The following is a 13943-nucleotide window of genomic DNA, read 5'->3' as shown; positions in this document are numbered from 1 at the left end:
ACGCGAACAAAGGAGGCTGACGAGTGCAGCAGCAGACGGGATTGGCGCGGATCATCGTCATCGCACCGAACCGCCGAATGGAAATGACCGTACCGGAGCATGTCCCGTTGGCCGGGATCATGCCTACGCTGCTGCGGCACGGTGGATCGACGCTGGCCGAGGACGGCGTGGAGCACGGCGGCTGGGTGCTGCGCCGGGTAGATGGCCAGCGCTTGGACAACGCCCACTCGTTGGCAATGCAGAACGTGCTGGACGGCGAGACCGTGATTCTCTCGCCCAATGACGCGACCTGGCCGGAGCCAGCCTTCGATGACGTTGCCGAGGCCATCGCCAACGATGCCACCGGCCTCGGGGGGCAGTGGACGGCGAACTCGACGCTACAGGCGGGCCGGGCGTTCGCGGCAGCAGTGATCGTGACCGGGGCAGTGCTGCTGCTTACCGGATCGATGTCCTGGCAGATCGGCGCGTTGGCGTTCATCGGCGCGGCGGCACTGATGCTTACCGCGGTTCTCTCCGACCGCATCACGCGCGACCACTCCACCGCGCAGCTCACCGGCGGTGCCGCCCTGCTCTACGCAACGATCGGCGCTCTGCTGATGGGGGCCGATGGTGCCACGTTCCAGATCAAGCCGTGGCCGGTTGCCGGTGCGGCCGCCGCATTACTGTTCGTCGCGCTGGTCGGGCAGATGCTGCTACCGGGGACAGCCTTCGTTGCCGGAGCCACCCTGGCGGTCGGCATCGGTGCGACTGCCGTACTGGTGGCCACCGAACTGACCACGCTGGAGGGCGCGGCGGCGGTAGTCGGTGGTCTCATCGTGATCTCACTGTTCGCACTGCCTCGTCTGGCCATGTCAGTGGCGGGAATTCCCACTCCGCCGGTGCCGTCGATCGCTGGCGGCGCTGTCGAGGCCCCGCCTCAGCCGACGGCAGATCTGCACCAGGCGGTACGTCGAGCTGACAGCCTTTTTACCGGCTTACTCCTCGGTGCCATGGCGGTGACCGGAGTCAGTCTGGTGCTCTTGACCCGGGCACCCACCACCAGCGGCCTGCTGTTGGTGGTGGCGATGGCCCTGGTGTGTGCGCTGCGGGCCCGGGCGTTCGCTGCCGTACGTCATCGCGTGCCGCTGATCGGGGCCGCCATCGTGGGTGTCCTCAGCCTGACCTGGTATGCCTGGACCGGTCCGATGCACACACCGGTGGCAGCCGCCCTGCTCATGACCGGCCTGATCGCGGTCGCTCTGCTGTCGCTGACGATTGGCCGCCGGCTCTCCCAGCGTACGCCGCCACCACGGGTCGGCCGACTCGCCGACTGGACGTCGCTGGCGTTCACCGCCGCGGTACCGGTGCTGGTGGCGCTGGTGCTTGGGCTGTTCGGCTACTTCCGTGGTTTGGGAGGCTGACCGCGATGCTCAGCCGTCGTGACCTCATCCAATCGCAGCAGTACCTCACGCTGCGCCAGGTACGCGCGCTACTGGCCCATCGGCCCGACCCGCTGGACTGGGCCGGACGTCACGGCGGAGCCACCGCGTTCGCCGGAATCATGATTCTGATCATCGCGCTGGCCGGGGCGGCGGTCATCGGCATCATCTGGCCCGGTGGCAAGACCACCTGGCAAAGTTGCGACACCGTCATCGTCGAACGCGACACCGGCGCGACCTATGTGTGCGACGCGACCTCGAAGACCCTCTATCCGGTGGCCAACTTCAGCTCAGCTGCTCTGATCATGGGTGGCAGCAAGTCGGTCCGGGTGGCGAGCGAGTCGCTCAACTGGTCGAGGGGAGCCCTGCTGGGGCTCACCGGCGCACCTGACGAGATCGTATCGAGCAAGAAGTATCTGACCGGCGCGTGGAACCTGTGCTCGTTGCCACGACCGGACAGTGCCGGCCGACCTGCCCCGGCCACGATCATCCTGGCCGGAGCGCAGCCGGGTGCTGCTGTGCCGGTTGACGAGCGTGGAGTGCTGCTGGCCGGGGCAGACGGTACGCGCTACCTGCTGTGGTCCGGGCATCGGTTCCCGATCCGAGAGCCCGGATACGTTCTGCCGGCACTGGGCTTCGCCGCCGAGGACGGGCTGGCTGTCGCGGACGCCTGGCTCGCCCCGATTCCACTGGGTGCCACCCTCGGCCCGATCGATGTGCCGGATCGCGGCACGCAGCTGTCCGGGTTCGCGCACGCGAAGGTTGGCCAGCTGGTGAAGCTGCCTGGCGCCGATGGCGCAGACCGGGTCTACCTGGTCCGTCGGGAAGGCTTGCAGGAACTGACCGCGTTGCAACAGGCCCTGGTACGAGGTGCTGCGGCCACGCAGCCGGTGGCGCTGACACCTGCCGCACTCGCTGGCGCGCCCATCATGGCACCGATGACGCTGTCTGGATTCGCCCCGCCGACGCAGGTCCCTGGCTTTGTCCGGCCGAATGCCGGTGTGCTTTGCGCCGAGATGCTCGGCGACACCATCACCGTCACCATCGATGGTGAGTTGCCGACGAGAGCAACGAGCATCGTCGCCAGGAGCGCCGTCGGCTATGGAGTACCGATCGCCGACGCGGTGCTCGTGCCCCCCGGTCACGCGGTGCTGGCTCGGAGCATGGCCGGCCCGGGCGCTCCCGGCGGGCCGCTCATGCTGATCACAGACCTGGGTGTACGGCATCCGTGCGCCAGCGATGATGTTCCCGCCATGCTGGGCTTCTCCGGAACGCCGGTGTCACTGCCTGCCGCGTTGCTGGATCGCGTCGAGGAAGGAGTGTCCCTGGACCCAGCCCGTGCCCGATCGGCCGTGGTTTCCAACCCGCGTTAGCCGTGGAGTTACCGCGGGCGATTGTCGAGATTGGATACTGTTGCCAGGGCTTCCGGAGAGTTATTCTCCTGAGCAGCGCAACGCTCAGGCTACGGCGACACAGTCACATACCGCGATGGTCCGGGCGTCCCGTCGACGACGCCAGAGTCCATGCCCGTGGGTGTTGCTGTGGCCGTGGTCGCTTGAAACTGACCAGGACGGAGATTGCGATGGCTCGTACTCGGGTAGAGAGAGACAACCTGCTGCAAGCGTCTTCGGCGATCACGAATTGCGAGGCGGAACTGAACAGCATCCAGGCGAGACTCAGCACCCAACTGGCGCCACTCCTGGACGGGACTAGCTGGAGAGGTAACGCGGGTGGAGTGTTCCAGCAGCTCTACCCGGCGTACCAGCAGCAGATCCAAGACCTCTATGCCTCATTGAACGAACTCGGAGTTCTAGTCCAGGGCTCTGCCCGTAGCTACGAGCAGGAAGAGGACGACGCTGCTCGCATCGTGAATGCGAACACGGCGGAACTCGGTGCCGGCGGCAAGGTTGGCAACGCTCTTACGACGACGAGGATGGTCTGACATGGGAAGTCCTGAGTCTCTGTGGGACTTTACAGCGATCAAGGGCGGCGTCCATTCGATGAATTTGGCGATCGGCCAGGTTCGGCAGGAGTTGGATGCGCTTCGGGGCAAGCTGGACGGCCTCCTCGCTAACTGGGAGGGGGATGGCGACTACTCCTATGCAGAGGCCAAGCAAACCTGGGACATCGCCGAACGGAAGCTGGGGGAAATCGCCACGAACATGGCGATCGCGGTCGATCGGGTAAGCGACAACATGTACGACGCTGATATGAACGTCGGCAAGACGTTTCGAGACTTCGGGGTCAAGGCCTAGTCAACTCCGCTCACCAGCTGAAGTCGAGCTCGCGTCGGTGGTGGTCACAGCGACCACCACCGACGCGAGCCTGCATCTGAAGAGCGAAAAGACCACAGCGTCATCGTCGGCCTTGCGATTACGAGACGGGGCGGTTCAATCGGTCACCCCGAGCAGATGGGGAAGTGCGGCGTCGAAGCTATCAGCGACCTTGTGCGGTACGCCCTCGCCGGACAGCCACACACCGCCGTCCTCATCAATCGCCACCGACCCTTTACGTAGCTCGCCGATAACGACGGCGTTTCCTGCGCCGGTGGTCAGCAACTCCACTGGGCGTGGTGTTGGCTGAGGTACGAACGACAGGCCGACGGGTAGCAGTTGGAGGCCACCAAACTCCGCCACCACCTCACGGACGGACATTGGTAGCTTTTTACCAGCGGGTGCGTTCCGGGACCACCATCCGTCCACCGCAGTACCGATGTCACGGGCGGGTCGCCAGCCGCTGAGACTGAGTAGCCCTTTTAGGGCCGCTGGAAATCGCTGCTCTGCCACGCGCTGAGCGGTGTAGAGATGAACTATCGAAGCTACGGGCAGCGCCGCGAACGGGGCGATCTCCCCGGTGTCGCCATCGATCACGATGCTGACTTCGGCGTCGGTGATCCGGCTTGCCCGCCCTGCGTACTCCGGTGTGGTCCGGTAGGCCACGTACCCCAGCTCAAATGGTTCCAGCCGAACGGTAGCGTCCGGGTGGAAGTCGTGTGCCCAGCGCTGCGCAATTTCGTGCGCCTCGTCAAGCTGGATCATGTTGTCCCTTCGGCTGACTCATGCGCCGACGAGCCCGGCGGAGTGCGGCGAGGCCCGCTATGCCCAGTGCCGAGATGACGCCGGCGAAGCCGACCACCGCACCACGTGGCGGGCCGGAATCGCCCGGGGCGGCCGCTACGGGAATGAACCGGGCCGGCGGCCTGGGCCCGCCGGTCGCGATCGGCTCGCTCAGAGCCCGGACCGGGTTGACGATGCCAGCGCCGTAGGAAGGGCTGTTTGCCCCACCCCGTGAGGGGTCAGCTGTCGCGGCCAGTCGCTGTGCGACTGCATCAGCAGATGCCCCAGTAGTACTGGCCCACACCAGGGCGGCGACGCCTGCGGTGATAGCCGCAGCCATGTCCGGGCCGGAGTAGTTGGTGTGCCCACGCGCGGGCGCTGCGGCGGTTATCGCCACACCGGGGCCGGCTAGGTCGACATGGGAACCGGGATAGGTCTCCGACTGGACGGCACCGATGCCATCGACCGCACTCACCCCGAAGACTCCGGGATAAGCGGCCGGAACCGGCGCCGACCGGGCTCCCGCGTTGCCCGAGACGGTGCCAGCCGAGGCGATGACCAGCACGTTACGGGCGACTGCTCGCGCCACCGCAGCCCGTACAGCCGGGCTGTCGGTCGGCAGTGCGTACGCCAACACCACAATCTGTGCGCCCCGAGCTATCGCCCAATCCACCCCGTTGCCGACCAGTCGCGGATCCATGTCGTCGTCGATCCGCTCCGCCACCCGCACCGGCAGAATCCGGGCTTGCGGAGCGACCCCCGCGAACGGAACCTTGGGATCCGTTCTGGCGGCAACGAGTGAGGCCACCGCAGTGCCATGGCCGGTGCAGTCGACCCGGCCGTTACCGCCGTCGACGAAATCAACTCCCGGTAGCACCGCGCGTGCCATCTGGGGATGGCGGACATCCACTCCGGTATCCACCACGGCAACCGTTACGGCTGCAGACGTGCTGGATAGGGTCCAGGCGCGGTCGAGGTTGAGCCATTGCCGCTCCCAGGGAATGCTTGCGGCGGGTTGGGTGCCTTCCGCTCGGCCTCGAGAGCAGGCCTCAGCGGCTGTCGCCGGAGCCGGGGTAGCCATCGGCCACAGCGCGGCGAGCGCTGTGACCATGCAGATCATGCCGCGTCGCACCCGTACATGGTAGCCCGTCAGGACGTCCATAGTGGCCTCTTCCGCGTGCCCACCATTTGTCGTACCGTGAAACCGTGTCAGCCACCCGGGAAGAAGTCGAAGCTCTACGCGAGCGCGCCGAGCGGATGCGTAGCCAGGTGGAGCGTGCAACCGGTGCTTTTCACAAGATTACCGAGGAATTCGGTACGTTGGAGGCGACCGCTGTCTCGGCCGACCGGCTGGTGACCGCCATCGTGGGGGCCGACGGGCGGCTGCGCCGACTCCTCATCGATCCAGGCATCTACCGCGATCCCGACGCCGATTATCTCGCTCGCACCATCGAGGAGACCATCGCCGTCGCCGCCGAAGGGGTACAGGGGCGAGTCAAGGAGATCCTCCAGGAATATGTGCCGGAGGAACTGATCGACGCCCACCTAGGCAGAGATGCTGATGGCATCGTTGCCGGCTTTGCCAACCTGATCCGGGAGCGTTGAGGCACATGTCCCAATACACGGATATCAAGCACATACCCGGTGCGCTGACCGCAGCGTCGCGACTTGCCGCTCAGACTGCCGATGCTCAGTCGGTGAGCGCGAACGCATTGGGCCTCGTCGCTCGTACGGCTACTGCGGTTACTTTCGGTGAGGACGAAGCCGGCCGCAGGTATCGAAAGAACTACGAGGATGCCGGACCGCAACTGGAAGCGGTGATCCGACTGTTCGGTGATGGACTGGCCGAAGTCGGGGGAGCAGTCGGCAAGTTACTCGGCCAACTGGTAGATGCCGATGACCCGCGTGCCATGGGGGCCTGACCCGTGGTCATTGCCTGATGCTCGTGCCGTCGACTCCCTAACGGCCGAGCGAACCGATAGATACCACCGTCCCGCCCGTTGGGGCGTGGGGACCGATCCCGGAGCGTTTAGATCCGCTGTGGACGACAGCTACTCATCCACCCCTATGTGGATTGCCGCACTTTCCAGCGATGGGGTGGCAAAGTAGTCTCGATGGGTGTCGCTTGTCGCCCTACCGGCGGCGCTTCCTATCCACGGTCGCTTCGATCTGCAACGGCCTTTGCTAACGCCCTTCGACGAACTGTCACCATCCAATAGCCCTTGTTGTGCCGTTCGGCCCGACTCCCTCGGGGGTACTTGTGATTGAGTTGTGGGATTTTGGTGATCCGTGGAATGTGATCCGTGATGCTGTTATTTGGCTGGGTTCGGGTGGGGAGACTTGGTCGGAAAGTAATGAGGATGAGTTTCGGCTGTTGGCGGCGGCTTGGCGTGCGGTGGGGGAGCAGTTGGGTCCTGCGGTGGAGGGGGCGCGGGGTTCGGCGGGTGTGTTGAGTGAGTTGTGGGGTGGGGATTCGGGGGCTTGGTTCGCGCAGGTGTGGCAGCAGGTGGGGGGTGATTTGCCGGAGAAGTTGTTTGAGGCGGTTGGTGTGCTTGCTGATTCGTTGGATGCGGCGGCGCTTGATGTTGAGCATACGAAGTTGTCCACGTTGCTTGAGGTTGGCATCGTGATTACGGAGATTTTCGTTTTTGCGGTGATGGCGTGGTTGTCGTTTGGTGCGGCGATGACTTTGGCGGCGGCGCGGATCGGTGTGACGCGGTTGACGGTTCGGCAGATTTTCGAGTTGTTGGTGAGTCGGGCGGGTGCGTCGTTTACTCAGCGGTCTGGTTATGCGGGTTTGCGGGAGATGGCGTCGGGGTTGCGGGTTAAGACTCTGGCATTGGCGGCGGGGGATGAGGCGGTCCGGGAGGGGGTGGTCAATCTTCTGCCGCAGTTGTATCAGGTGAAGGTGTTGGGGACCCGTGAAAGCGTGGATAAGCATGCTGTGTGGGTGGATGCTGCTGCTGGTGCGATGGGGTCGTTGGGTTCTCCTGTTGGTGATTTCGGTCGGACGTTGGCGGGGAAGATCGATAATGGGGTGGTTCGGGGGTTTTCGAATATTGGTGCGGATGCGGCTTCGGAGTGGGCTGAGGAGCTTTTAGGGAATTTGGGTGGGTCGCTGGCGGATGATGGCACGTTTGCTTTGCGGCCGCCGGGGTTTGAGCAGGTTGCTGCTGGTATGGCGCGTAATTACATTAGTAATGGTGCGCGTGTTGGTGAGCGTGTGGGTAGTTTTGTGCGTGGTGTGGTGGGGTTGGAGACGCCGCGGCAGCAGTTGGAGCGGCAGGTTCGTGAGGCGCGGGAGGCTGCAGCTCAGCATCAGCGGGATGCGCAGTTGGCTGCGGTGCAGGCGCGGGCGGCTGCTGATGCGGCGCAGGTGCGTGCTCAGGAGGCTGCTGCGGCGCGTGATGCGGCCCGATTGGCTGCTGGTGAGCGATCGCCTGGTCAGGCACCGTCCACTTCGACGTCTCCGGCTCTAGCGCCGAGTACACAACCGTCCGACACACAAGCGCCTGGTGCGCAGGCACCTGGCATGCAGTCGTTGGATACGCAGGCGCCGGGTACGACGGAGCATGGTTCGCCCGCGCCATCTCTGGTCGGGCAAGGACTACCGGGCATGTCGCCCACCGTCACGCCTCAAGCAGCACCCAACGTAGCGCCGCAGGGTGGGCAGCCGGCACAAAACCAGGGCCAGCAGCAGGGCGATCCGGTGCGGCTTGCCGAGGAGACCGCTGATCGGGCGCAGCGGAGCGCTGACACGGCGGCCCGGCAGGCGCAGAGCGCCGAGCAGGCTGCCCAAGCCGCGCGCGAAGCGGTTGAGCAGGCCGCCCGGGCTGCTTCCCCTGCGGAACTTCAGGAGGCAGTCCGGGCAGCGGAGACCGCGCGCAACGAAGCCGCCGAAGCAAGGAACTTCGCCGTAGCCCACGCCAGCATCGACACCGAGTCCGCCGCCAACCCTGATGCGACCCACACCACCAATCCAACCAGCAGGTTAAACAGCGCCGACGCCTCGTCTACGACCAACACGAGTACTTCATCGAGTGTCAGTACTGCTGCCAGTGCGGCTACCTCGACGAGCCAGGGGCCGTCGACCGGCACAAGAATGACCGAGAGCACTACAGCAAGCCCTAGTGCGGTCAGACCACATACCACCACCAGCCGGAACGGCCAGACGGCAGCGAGCCGCAGCGACGTCAACACATCAACTCCGAGCGCGATGCCCCCGGGAGCTGTCACGCCGACATCTTCCGTACCTAGTTCGGAGCTTGACGCCGAACTCGAGTCGCCCGCGAACGATGCGGCATCGCTCAGCGGACCCGACGCAACAACCGACCCAGCTCAGACACCCGCTCCCGAGCCAGCGTCAGCCCCGGTCATCCCGATCAGGCCGGAAACCACAGATAGCAACAACTCGCCATCCCAGGAGTCGTCCACTCCGATCTCGAATACCAGGCCGTCCGGTGTTGATGCGCAGAGCGGCGACGTTGTACCGCCGCAGCTAGAAAATCATGATCCACCGATTTCGCTTGACCAACGACGGCTTTTCCGTCGCCTTCCTCTCGAGCCTGACGGCAGCTTCAGCATGTATCCGGATCCGGATGCCAGCGACTGGGTTAGCTGGATCAACGACGGTGGGCCGTTCACCTCGGGCCGACGGTTCAACTGTGCCGAGGTGGTTCTCGCTGTGCTGTCGACGTGGCGAGGTAAGCCTCGGGTGGCTGGCAGTAATCGGAGTAGCGCTGGCGTCGATGTGAGTTTGGTCGAACAGGAACTGGGAGCCAGCTTTACCCGAATACCGAAAGATTCGTCCAATATGGGAGCGCCGGACGGTCAGGCAGGGCTGGCGCAGATTGAGGCGGAATTGCGAGCCTTGGGCCCGGGTGCGTCAGCAGCAGTAAATTTGACGTTTGATGGCATCGAAACAAGCCACTTGGTGGCGGCTGTCGTCAATTCGAGGGGAGAGGTGCGCTGGATCGACGCGCAGATGCCGATGAGGGCCGCCGGAAGTGGCGGAAACCGCGACATAAGTACGTCGAGACCTGCATACTTCGCGAACGTTAGTCAGACCAGTGTTCTGCTCCTACCGCCCGGCGCGGATATAACGTCTGAAACGGCGCCCGGCTCAGCCGTCGAACTCTCCGGAAGGCTGGCAGCCGGGCTCAACGAGGACGCCGGACCGGTGAATTCCGAGGGTGACGCCGCTACTGAGCCTGATGCCGAGCCAACTCGGCCCTCCCAACCACCGGAACCTCAGGACGACGATGATCGGCCGGGGAACCCGCTGGCGCTGCTGCAAATGGTCAGAGTAAACACACCGAAGGAGATTGCCGATATAGCAGCGGCGATCAAACGGTCGCATGACCAAATTCGAGCCGGCCTAGCGGCGGCAGATGTTAGGATGATCGGTTTTGGTAACGATGGGGTTAGGAATTTTGTTCAAGTTGAAACCCCCGACAAAAAACAGCATTTGATCGAAGTGTTCTTTGACAGTTTGAGGGCCGACCAGGTCGACCAAGTGCAAGCGGTAATAATGGATGATGGCTCGATTCGTGTGCGTATCGGTGTGTCGACGTCCGTTGGGCCACAGGATTTGGCGAACATCGTCTCCGAGCGCGTGGTCGGAGCGGCGAGGATGTTCCATGGTCGTAGTTCGCTGATTTCTAGACTTCGCTTCGGACCGCGCCCTCTAATGGAGCCGGCCGCCCTTGGTGCTGCCCTCCAGGCAGTGAGAATAGGCGATGACCTCGGGCTTGTGCGGATTCTGGCTGAGAACAATCTGCTTCCTGACCAGAAGGGAGCGCGGGAGCGGATTAAGCGCCGGCAAAAATGGCTCTCGAGGATGCCCTCACAGCTGCTGCGACGACTCTTCGATACGCAGAGCCCGCGAACCGAGAAAGACGTTCTGAAGGCGGTCGACAAGTTGCTCCTAACGATCGACCTGTCTTCGTCTGTGCAAATTCGACTGTTTAACATGGAAGCGAAAACCTTCCAGATCCGGGTTGCTGGACGAGTGCAATCAGTGCAGGTGGAGGTCGTTCCGTTTCGGAGTCGGGATTACGCGATTCGGTTGAAACGGGATCCGTTCGGTGGAATTCGGATCCAGGTGCGATCGGACGCCAGTGACGCAGCGATTCGGGTAGAGCTGGCCGGGGTGCTAGCGTATTTAGCGTACGAGCAAGAATATGGGTCCTTCCTATTTGCGGCCGAAGCGGCCTATCATGCCCGGGCTCGCGTTCTTGAGGAACTCTACCTGATTGCTACGCCAGCAGAGCGGGAAATGCTTCGTCAGTACGTGAAGGAGAGGCAGGCTCCATCCCGTGAAGACAAGGCAATGGTGCTTGAGTCGTTGAAGAAGCGGAAAAAAGAAGTCGATACTGGGCGTGGTCTGGGCGGTGGTCGACGGCGCCCTCGGATCCGTTGGCCGCACTACTTCCGACGCCTTGTCTCCTCACTGGCAAGTATTGGAAACACGTGGTGGGTCGGACCAACATTCGGTAGAGAGGTCCCTGGGATGGGGGGCAGTACGGGTGGGGGCCTCGTCGGCAACCTCGGTCAGGCGTCGGCGGATGATGTCTTAGGAAGCCCGCTGCCCGAGGCGAAATTGACCCTCGAAGTTGAGCCGGCTCCCGAGTTAGGAGGTTTGGAGCCGCCGCAGCGCAATTATGGAGTGCCCTTTAAAGATAATGTCACGAAGCGAATACGACTGGCAATAGGGACAACGGCGGGGACCTTCATAGCGTTTATTGTGGTTGGGGGGGAGATGGGCCCCGGGGCCATAGGCGGCCTGATTTCGCTAGTTGGAGCGCTGGGTGGCGCGTGGGCTGATAAGCTTGCCGATCCGCATGAAATGACGGCGGGGGATCAGCGCAAGGCAATGGTGAAGGCTGAGCCGGAGTCGGCGCGTAACAATTATGCGGAGTCGATCTACTACCTCGCGAGTAAACTTTTGGCGGAGTATGATCCCGATAACGATGTTATGGACCGTAAGCAATTGCGGGAGACGTTGAAGATGCTTGACGAGGCGATCGCTGATTTGGAGAAGGAGGTCAAGGGAGACAGGCGTCGAGGCGTCGAGGGTAAAGTCCAAGCCCTTAAGCGTCGCCGTAGTGTCGTAATCGAGCCAGCGAAGAGGCTGTGGAACAGGGCGGTGGAAAAACGCCGTCCTGACTTAGCTTTCAAGTCGCCGAAGCTGACGTACGAGATGGCACACCTGCCAGATGCTCGGGCGCCACGGGCGGTGAATCCGCTGCGTGTGATGGCGCAGGGTGTGTTGATACAGTCAGCGTCGTTCTTCTTTGCCATCAGCGGGACGCCAGAATTGGCGATTGCGCTTATGTTGGCCGCGGCGGCTCGGGGGGCATACTACGGGGCGTTCTGGACGGACCTGTCGGTGACCCAAGCACGCGATGCGGAAGCGGTAGCCGCCGCCCAGGCATTGGCGCATCTGAAACAGGCTCGCAGGCGCCTCAAGAGGGCAGCCTGGAGAAGCAGGAAATTGCCGAAGAGATTCAGGCCGAGGTCGAAGCCCATGCCGCAGGCGCCGTCTGGGCGATCTGCTATTGCCCGACAAGCTGCACGTGGACACTTGGCTGGGGTTCCGCGGGACGAGGCTGCCCGAACGCAGTCTCGGAAGCACGTGGGTGCGTTGGGAGGCGTCATACTTTTAACCGCGCCGATCATGATAATCGCGGACCTGGGCGTGGGCGGTGTTGCACCCGCTTCCACCTTGACCATCGGTCCTATCCTGCTCTTCTACGGCGGGCAAATGCTCTACACCGCCGGGTACGCAACCGGTGAGGGCGTGTCGCGGGTGGTGCCGGTTATGATTAAGCGAACAGACCGGCAGAAGCAGCTCATAAGGCATGCCACGCGACTGGACTACACGCCCGAACAAACTCTGGAAAAACTGAAGAAGCTTACCGAGGCGGTTATTGAGCAAAATAAGCGAATTCTTCCCGCAGCGGTCGATCAACAGCCGGATCGGCCGATTACCCGAGGTCATGGGATAGGTACTTATACCGTTCGGGTGGCACTCGCCACAATACGATTGGCTGGGCGCACCAGTTTGGGCCGTCACCCCGGGCTTCGGCCTGGTCACAACCCACCCGAGGGAGTACTCCTGGGCAAGGAGGATGTCAGGGCGATCGACCGTCTAATCGAAGTGGCCGAAATGTTGATGTGGGAGATCTCGGCACGTCGACCGTCCGATACAAATGGTCAATCCGACGTGAGTGCCAACGCAACAAGGCCTCGTTCGCCCCTGACGGATCCAACTCTGCTGCGCGGTGATCTTCGGCTGCAAATGGAGCGATTGGGGCTATTGGTCAATCAGGAAGGCTCCGAGCAGCGATGGCAAGCAATCATCAATGACGTCAGCGCTCGATATGGGGGGATAGACCGCAGCGTGGAGAATGAGCTGAGGACTCTGCGCGAGGACTATTCTGACTGGCCGAGGGAAAGTGAGGCGAACCGCGTGCGGGAGTACATAGCAACGCGGCGTCAAGAGGAGGCGACCACCTATGCGCTCCTCGACGCGATTAACCTGATGGCGCGGGATGGTCTGATTACACCAGACCTCGAAGTGCAAGATCGGGCATGGCATGTTCGGGTTATGCCCGGCGACGCCGTGCGGGTGGTAACCGGTGCAGGAACATTCGATCTCCAGTTGAGCGAAGGCAGCTTTGCTGACAAAGATATCTTGGCAATGGTTGAACCCGCGTCTGCGACGACGGTAACGGCACCGCAACAAGTAGACCGCCTGCTGTTGGCGCCCGGGGTTATAGGCGATCCTGCACGCCTGGCGCAGGTGCTCGATCAGGTCATCAATGGCTGGTTGCAGACCAAATTTGCCGGTGGTGCAACTCTCCTGATATTCAACCCAGATGGGCAGGGGGCATGACAGCGCCACTTGGTCTTGTGGCAGTCGGCCACTACCTGGGCGTGTACCCCACCGAGGAGGGCGAACAGTGCTGTGAGGTCCGCCTAGGGTCGCAGATTCACGTTCTGGATGAAGATCAAGCAGAGGTGTGGTTCACACCCGCCGACGACGAGCATGATCCATCGGTGGTGGAGTCAGTGCTCGAACTAGGCTTGCTCGTGGTGCTGACCGAGGGTGGCGAAGCGGAGCTCGCACGTACATATCGAATGTTACCGCTGATGGTGGGGCTCGGGCCGAATGCTGATGACCCTGAAGAGTGGGACATAGGGATTCCGGGCCGCCCGTCGGTGACAGTGGACCGGCTTACATACGAGTTGTGGGCGGTGGCCGGGGCGCGACGCTCGCTGTGGCAGGCGTGTGAGTCGTTTGCGGACGCTCGGCGCACTGCGGGCGAGGTCGACAAACGATGGACTTCACCGGATGAAGTACTGGTGGAGTTGCTGTTCAGATTGGGAGAGCTGATGGGTGGTGGCGCGGCCTGCCTGGATCTGGCGTTGCCGGGTCGCTCGCCGCGGGTTTGGGAGGGCTGAG

General features: G+C 63.1%; 10 protein-coding genes. 8 read left to right on the top strand and 2 right to left on the bottom strand.

Going from position 1 to position 13943, the window contains the following annotated elements:
• The first annotated feature begins 23 nt into the window (after positions 1-23).
• The 4 genes from eccD (at position 24) to ACWDV4_RS18200 (ending at position 3673) form a co-directional block, all read left to right on the top strand.
• The gene (eccD, locus tag ACWDV4_RS18215; protein WP_449980161.1) at positions 24-1400 is read left to right on the top strand and encodes a type VII secretion integral membrane protein EccD; all 1377 of its coding nucleotides are present in this window, start codon (positions 24-26) and stop codon (positions 1398-1400) included.
• A gap of 5 nt (positions 1401-1405) precedes the next feature.
• A complete protein-coding gene (eccB, locus tag ACWDV4_RS18210) occupies positions 1406-2791 on the top strand; it encodes a type VII secretion protein EccB (protein ID WP_449980159.1) in 1386 nt (461 codons plus the stop codon).
• Positions 2792-3000: 209 nt separating this feature from the next.
• On the top strand, positions 3001-3360 hold the full coding sequence (locus tag ACWDV4_RS18205) for a WXG100 family type VII secretion target (protein ID WP_449980156.1): 360 nt from the start codon (positions 3001-3003) through the stop codon (positions 3358-3360).
• A gap of 1 nt (position 3361) precedes the next feature.
• Entirely contained in the window at positions 3362-3673 is a 312-nt protein-coding gene (locus ACWDV4_RS18200; RefSeq protein WP_449980153.1) for a WXG100 family type VII secretion target, read from the top strand.
• 135 nt (positions 3674-3808) lie between these two features.
• Here ACWDV4_RS18200 and ACWDV4_RS18195 read toward each other — a convergent pair whose 3' ends face one another.
• Both ACWDV4_RS18195 and ACWDV4_RS18190 read right to left on the bottom strand, forming a co-directional pair.
• On the bottom strand, positions 3809-4456 hold the full coding sequence (locus ACWDV4_RS18195; protein WP_449980152.1) for an SUKH-3 domain-containing protein: 648 nt from the start codon (positions 4454-4456) through the stop codon (positions 3809-3811).
• The gene (locus ACWDV4_RS18190; protein ID WP_449980410.1) at positions 4443-5555 is read right to left on the bottom strand and encodes a S8 family serine peptidase; all 1113 of its coding nucleotides are present in this window, start codon (positions 5553-5555) and stop codon (positions 4443-4445) included. The genes ACWDV4_RS18195 and ACWDV4_RS18190 overlap by 14 nt, the downstream gene beginning before the upstream one ends.
• A gap of 125 nt (positions 5556-5680) precedes the next feature.
• Between ACWDV4_RS18190 and ACWDV4_RS18185 the strand changes: the two genes are divergently transcribed.
• The 4 genes from ACWDV4_RS18185 (at position 5681) to ACWDV4_RS18170 (ending at position 13942) form a co-directional block, all read left to right on the top strand.
• Positions 5681-6079, top strand: a complete 399-nt coding sequence (locus ACWDV4_RS18185) for a YbaB/EbfC family nucleoid-associated protein (RefSeq protein WP_449980149.1) — start codon at positions 5681-5683, stop codon at positions 6077-6079.
• 92 nt (positions 6080-6171) lie between these two features.
• A complete protein-coding gene (locus ACWDV4_RS18180; RefSeq protein ID WP_449980147.1) occupies positions 6172-6396 on the top strand; it encodes a hypothetical protein in 225 nt (74 codons plus the stop codon).
• 338 nt (positions 6397-6734) lie between these two features.
• Positions 6735-13373: a WXG100-like domain-containing protein gene (locus ACWDV4_RS18175; protein WP_449980145.1), complete on the top strand. Its 6639-nt coding sequence runs from the start codon at positions 6735-6737 to the stop codon at positions 13371-13373.
• Positions 13370-13942, top strand: a complete 573-nt coding sequence (locus ACWDV4_RS18170) for a hypothetical protein (protein WP_449980143.1) — start codon at positions 13370-13372, stop codon at positions 13940-13942. Before ACWDV4_RS18175 ends, ACWDV4_RS18170 begins: the two co-directional genes overlap by 4 nt.
• Position 13943 lies beyond the last annotated feature (1 nt).

The organism is Micromonospora sp. NPDC003197, assembly GCF_053590565.1.
This window is presented reverse-complemented; position numbering and strand designations above follow the sequence as displayed.

What these genes read in the sequence shown, in the direction of transcription:
- eccB (WP_449980159.1), top strand. Translation starts at nt 1,406, where the DNA reads ATGCTCAGCCGTCGTGACCTCATCCAATCGCAGCAGTACCTCACGCTG.
- ACWDV4_RS18205 (WP_449980156.1), top strand. Translation starts at nt 3,001, where the DNA reads ATGGCTCGTACTCGGGTAGAGAGAGACAACCTGCTGCAAGCGTCTTCG.
- ACWDV4_RS18200 (WP_449980153.1), top strand. Translation starts at nt 3,362, where the DNA reads ATGGGAAGTCCTGAGTCTCTGTGGGACTTTACAGCGATCAAGGGCGGC.
- ACWDV4_RS18195 (WP_449980152.1), bottom strand. Translation starts at nt 4,456, where the DNA reads ATGATCCAGCTTGACGAGGCGCACGAAATTGCGCAGCGCTGGGCACAC.
- ACWDV4_RS18190 (WP_449980410.1), bottom strand. Translation starts at nt 5,555, where the DNA reads ATGGCTACCCCGGCTCCGGCGACAGCCGCTGAGGCCTGCTCTCGAGGC.
- ACWDV4_RS18170 (WP_449980143.1), top strand. Translation starts at nt 13,370, where the DNA reads ATGACAGCGCCACTTGGTCTTGTGGCAGTCGGCCACTACCTGGGCGTG.